The sequence below is a fragment of the Spiroplasma sp. ald genome, assembly GCF_044714355.1.
GTDB classification, from domain to species: domain Bacteria; phylum Bacillota_I; class Bacilli_A; order Mycoplasmatales; family Mycoplasmataceae; genus Spiroplasma; species Spiroplasma phoeniceum.
Genome location: NZ_RXFY01000062.1, coordinates 1 through 6,596 on the forward strand (window position 1 = coordinate 1; position 6,596 = coordinate 6,596).

3 protein-coding genes are annotated in these 6,596 nt (G+C 25.2%); all 3 read left to right on the forward strand.

Annotation, left to right across the window (positions count from 1 at the left end; translation table 4 throughout):
* The first annotated feature begins 365 nt into the window (after positions 1-365).
* Genes EHU54_RS03855 through EHU54_RS03865 form a run of 3 tightly spaced genes read left to right on the forward strand, consistent with a single transcriptional unit; the run spans position 366 to position 6,215 of the window.
* On the forward strand, positions 366-1,112 hold the full coding sequence (locus EHU54_RS03855) for a hypothetical protein (protein ID WP_400249037.1): 747 nt from the start codon (positions 366-368) through the stop codon (positions 1,110-1,112).
* Positions 1,113-1,154: 42 nt separating this feature from the next.
* Positions 1,155-5,243: an ABC transporter permease gene (locus EHU54_RS03860; RefSeq protein WP_400249038.1), complete on the forward strand. Its 4,089-nt coding sequence runs from the start codon at positions 1,155-1,157 to the stop codon at positions 5,241-5,243.
* Between the two features lie 12 nt (positions 5,244-5,255).
* On the forward strand, positions 5,256-6,215 hold the full coding sequence (locus tag EHU54_RS03865) for a hypothetical protein (RefSeq protein WP_400249040.1): 960 nt from the start codon (positions 5,256-5,258) through the stop codon (positions 6,213-6,215).
* Positions 6,216-6,596 lie beyond the last annotated feature (381 nt).

Genomic DNA, 6,596 nt, shown 5'->3' on the forward strand with positions numbered 1-6,596 from the left:
TTTGCAATTATTATAGATAGCATAGAAGATGTATTTAAAATTAAATAATTTAAATAAAAAAGTCATTTTTCGTTGTAGGAAAATATTAAATTTTTAAATAAAAGATATAATTAATTAAAATTATAATTTGCTATTAGTATCTTTTTAAAAATATTTACAATTATTTTAATAGGTTATGCAAGAAGTCTATTAAATATAAATTCAAAATGTCGGAAATTACTGCTCTAAAGCCCTTATTTTATAGGGGTCTGTTTTTTTAACCCCTTATGTTTATTGGGTTTTTTTGATGTTGAGTTGTGTTAGTTAATTAAACTTAATTTTACATTAATTTAGGAATAATGTTATAATAATATGAGCAAAATATAATGAAAGCTATAAAGGTGATGGTAATGAAAATATATGTTCTAAAAAAATATCAAAAATTTATTAATATTTTCTTTATTATTTTTCTTGCTTATATTTTATTTTCATCATCGTTTTCAATTATTGATATTGCGGGTAATTATAGTTTTTTAAATATTACATTAAATTTATTTTATCTTATTTGATCAAGTTTTATTTTTCTCTTTTTTATGGGAATTTTAGTTCAAATTTTGATTAATTTTAAACAATTAAAAAAGACAACAATTTCAGCGTGGAAATTAATTTTATTTTCTAATTGACAAATTATTATTTTATGACTTTGTAATATTGTTTTAATTTCATATATATTATTTTTTGGTTATACTTCAATAATTTTTCAATTGCAAAATATAATTGCATATGAAACAATATATTCTTTTTTAGTTATTTTATGCTATGTTTTTTATGCAATTTTTACTATTAGTTTTATTGTAATGCTAATATTGTTTCGCTTATATATAGGTTATTTAAAAAACATTAATGATGTGATTGCTTCTAGTTACTATACATTTTGTAAATGTACTTTAACTAGTATTGTTATTCCCCAACAAAGTCAATTAACAATGTCAATTTTATTAATAATTTATCCAAATTATAATTTTAATCAATGATTTATTAAAAAAACTAGTATTGTTGATAATCTTCGTAAAACAGAATTATTAACACAATTTAAAAAACAAACAACACCACCTAATCTTTATTTTAACTAAATTCAAATATTAACAAAAGAGAAGAAGAAAGAATGTGGAAAAATGACAGGTTTTAAGTTATTATTTAAAAACAATTTTAAAAACACGGTTAAAAATAAAATTCAATTTTTTGGTTTAGTTGTTTTAGTATTTTTGACTAGTTTTATTTTTACAATTATTGAAGTTTCTAAACAACGAGTAGAGAATAATTATAATACTTTTATTTCTGAACAATTAAGTAATCAACATGATTTTGTTGTTAGTTTTACTAATACTACTTATGTTAAAAATTCAAATGGGGAACCAGATCAGTTTGAAAAAATTACAGATAGTGGGGTTCGTCAAAATGCAATTTTAGAATTTATTAACGAGCAATTAAAAAATCGAAATGAACATTTTATTTATAATCGTGTTGAAGCACGAACATTTAGTTTGGGAAAAAATAAAGTTATTAAAGTAGTAACATTAAATCATTATCAAGAAATTGATAAATTTATTGTTGCTAATGGAATGCCGTTAAGTTTTTATATGAAATATTTATTATCGATTAATGAAGAAACAATGCATTGGATTTATTTGACGCCTGAGTTTGCTCATAAAAATAATATTAAAATTAATGATATTATTCGATTACAACCCGATAGATATGGAACAACAATTAAAGTTGCTGATAGTGAATTAAAAGGTGTTGATTTAACTTCATATGAAAGAGAAGATATTAATAAATGATTGCCAAAATCACCATATTCAAATGAAAATTGGTTTCGAGTGGTTGGGTTTGGACAATCAGCGGATTATGTTACACCAATTATTGATACAGGACATCCGTTTTCAAATATGAAAAATGAAGGAATTGCATATTTAGATCCGCGATTATTTGGCTTAGTTGAAGATACAGTTGAAGATACAGCTGGTAATAAATATCCTGTAACAAAGTTAGATTTAACAAAACAAATTTTAATTCCAGAAAGTCAATTAGAACGAGAAATTTATTATGTTGGAAAATTTCAACAGACAAAAGTTGACCAAATGCGAAGTAATTATAGTCAAACAATTAATAATTATTTAAATACTGACCAGGGAAAACATATTGGTTTAAATGGATATTATGTTAAAACACTATCAACTGGTTTACCAATTGCTACGTTTCGGACAGATAATCGTTATGAATTTGCAAAACGAATTACATATTTTACGTCAACATTAAGTGCTTTTATTAGTGGTTCTTATATTTTAATTACAATTTTACTAATTATTTCGTTCTTTGTATTAATTTTAGTTGTTCGTCGACAAATTGATGCAACTGGCCCACAAAATGGATTGTTACGAGCATTAGGATATCGTCGTCGTGTATTAACCTTTAGTTATATTTCCTATCCATTAATGATTGCATTAATTGGGGGAATAGTTGGTTATGGAACGGGAATTAGTGGCCAATTTACTGTTAAATATTTATTTGGTTCATATTTTAATTTACCATATGGAAATTTTGTATTTGCACCATTAGCATTAGTAACTTGTATTTTATTTATTTTTGCTTTACTAACTTGTGTCACAATGATTAGTGGAACAATTATGATGGTTTCAAGAACACCACTACAATTAATTCGTAAAGAAAAAACATTTTCACATGGTCGTTTTAAAAAAAATGTTTATAAAATGTTTGCAATTCGCAAAACATTTGATGCACGATTTCAAGCAGTACAATTATCTAATTCAATTGGAAAAATGGTAGGGGTATCTTTAACAATGATTATTAGTACCATTATGATTACGATGTCAACAACAATTCCAATTATCTTACAAAATAATATTCGTTATTCATACGAAGGAGATAATTATAAAACCCTAGTTGAATATAATAGTCCGATTTATAATTTACCAACAAGTTTTTTGCGAACATATGATCCAAGTCAAAAACCATGAGATAGTAAAAACAGTCTTTTAACTAATACAAATATGACAACAGATTTTAATCAATATCTTACTGATTTTGAAACAGGGCAAATTAATTCTGAAAATTTTGCTCCAACTTATCAAGCAGATGATATGCGGTCATTGTTATATCGTAATATTTCAAAAGAATTTTTGCAAAGTAATAAATTAACTTCAAGTGATCCGGGTTTATCCAAAGCAATTTGTAGTACGACATGAGGTGATTACAATGATTTTGCTCTAAATCTTTTAACAAAATCAACCATTGAACAATATTTGCGAACAACAGAAACAGCTCGCGAACATATTGATATTTTAGAAAAATATCGATTATTTTATTGAAAATATAGGGAAACTGTTGGTTTAAACATTAAACGTGCAGATTATTTTGATTCACGAGGAAATTTAAATCTAAATGATAAGTTAAGAAACAATATTTTTACCCAAAGTGACTATAAACAAGATTTTGGAGAAGGAAATCCAACGATTACATTAGCTAATAATCATTTTCGTCCAGCATTAGAACAACCATTGTCGGTATCGTTTTATGATGTTTTAAATTCAGCAACAGGAAATGAGTTTAATACACGTTTAAAAAAACCAATGTATGATTTATATAATTGAATTTATTCTTACTTTGTAGAAAATGTTAATCAATGTTTTATTCAAAGAGTATATTCACGTTCTCCGCAAACTGTTCGGTTAAAAATGCAAGAAGCATTTAATCAAAACAATGGTAATTTTAATTTAACCTTCGGAGTAATTCCGTTTAATCCATTAACAGATGATCGGGGAACAATGATTAATGCTGAATTAAATAGTATTGAGTTTAAGATTTACGGAATTAATCGTACATTTAAAAACCAAGCATTAACTAATAAAAATGGTGCGAATTTAAATGAAAAATTATTTACAGCAAGTAATAATATTGTTTTAAATGAATCATTAGCTAAACGCTTAAATGTTACAGTTGGAAATCAAATTAGTCCGTATTTGATTCGCAAAGCATTAGTTGATAGTAATCAAGGTGTTACTTCTGATCAAATTTTACAAGGTTGAGATGGAAGTGATGTAACAGGTGATGATGCTCAAGCACAAGGGCGAGTTGGTAAATTAATGTTTAATGGTGATAATAAATATAAAAATAAGGTTATAGATGAAAATAATGAATATGTTTTAGAAAGTAAAATTGATGCACTTGACCCAAATTTTACAAAACCAACAATTTTAAACGATAAAATTGTTGATGGAAGTTATCGAGTAAATAATCAAATGAACAATCAAACTTTTACAGTTGTTGGTATTACTAATCAATATGGTTCACCACGAGCTTGAATTAATGAAGATAGGGCACAACAATTACTAGGATATGATAAAACACGGAATTATTTATTACAATTGTTTTTAAATGAATGAATGAATTCATTTATCAGGAAGAATCCTGAATTAACACCATCAAGAAAAGAAAGTTTAAACTTGTTAGAAAAATTTATTAAAGACCATTCAAGTACGCCTGTTAATAACTTATGAAATAAGTTTGTTGAATATTGAAGCGTACATCAAAGTGCAGTTAATTGAATTGCTGTCTTTGAAAATGAATATCCGATTTTTAATTATAAAATTTCTAATAGTGCTAAAATTGATGATATTGAAACAGGACTAGGAACAAGTCAATTATTTGGTGACTATAGTTTTTATGATTTAAATGGTGGTATTAGAAGTGAAATTTCTTATCCACCATATGCAAATAGTACTTTTGGCAGTTTAATGCCAATTGCTTCAGCACAAGCAATTTTAGGAAATATTTCAAAAGCAGTTAATGGGATTATCTTCTTTATTATTGGAATTTCGTTTGTACTAAGTTTTATGATTATTATTTTAACAAGTAATATTGTTATTGCAGAAAACCAAACAATTATTGCAACAATGAAAGTATTAGGATATCGAAATCGTTATATCACAAAATTAGTTATTGGAATGTATATTCCTATTATTGTAATAATGACAATTGCCGGTTTTGGCTTTGGATGATTATTCTTAATTATTTCTAATATGATATTAATTCGAATTGGAATAGTTTTACCACTGTTTATGAATGTCATGATTCCATTTATTGCAATTGGAAGTGGATTATTATTATACTTTATTGCATATTTAATTAGTTGATTCAATATGAATCGAATTAATCCATTGATTGCAATTATGAATGCGGATTAAGGAGGAATTAAAATGAAAAAATTATTAGCAACTATTGCCGTTGGAATTCTAGTTTCAGGACCAGTAATGTCTGTAGTTAGTTGTACTAAAAATGATAATTGAAATAATATTCCAGTTGATCCACCAGTTTTGCCAGTTGAAGTAACTGGTTTTGTTGGAGTTGATTTTAAAACAATTGATCCACAAAATAATAAACAAACTATTCCTGAATTATTCCAGCAATTAGCACAATTGTTTCAAGGAACAAAATGAAACTTTGATCAGTTAATAAAAAATTATAAATTTAATAATCAATCAAAACCAATTGATAAAATTGATTTGTATCGTAATGGTCAATATGAATTGAACTTTAGTGATGAAACAAATTTAAATACAATAAAAATTAATAAAACAGTAACAACTTCAAACCATTTAGCTGATAAAGTAAAGAGTATTGATTTAGGACAAATTACTGATGCACGACCAAAAACAATTTTAATTGCCACTATTTTTAACAATATGCAACTTATTTCAGAATTAGATAAGTTTGGTGAGTATTTTATTGGGCCACAAACATCAGAAATATGAAACCGACAAATTGATAAAGTTGATAAAATTATGATTGAACCTGATCAAACTGGAGCAACTTTAATTTCAGGAAAAGACCATTGATCAGAAGATAATAACCCAAGAACAGATTATTATGGTTCAGTTAAAGTGTCTTTTTCTGTTGTCCCACCTGAACCTCCAATAGTAAAAGAGGATTTATGACAAATGAAGTTAACAACAAATTTAGATAAATTACCAAAAGTAACTATTTTACAAGTAATGATGATGTTTATTAGTGTTTATTTTGTTAGCCAGTTAAGTCGACTAAGTGCTTTATTAAATGATTTATATTTAGAAATTAACCCTGATAACAAAGGTGGAACGATTACTGCTTATGATAAATCAGAATACTATACTGGTAGTGTTAACATAAGTTTTAGTTAATTACATATTAATAAAAACCGCTAATTAGCGGTTTTTATTTGTGATTTTTATTTTAGTGGTTAATAAAAATTATTTGCAGTAATTTTATAATTATGCAATTTATTATTTATTTTTAATTTAATAATATGATATAACTAAATGCCTTTTTTAGAATAAATGTGGTATAATTATAACAGAAAAAATGGTTCCATAAGAAAATTTTATGATGTAATAATTATAAAATGTATTAAATTATTTTAAATTAATTAGACTTCTTGCATAACCTATTAAAATAATTGTAAATATTTTTAAAAAGATACTAATAGCAAATTATGATTTTAATTAATTATGTCTTTTATTTAAAAATTTAATATTTTCCTACAACGAAAAATGACTTTTTTA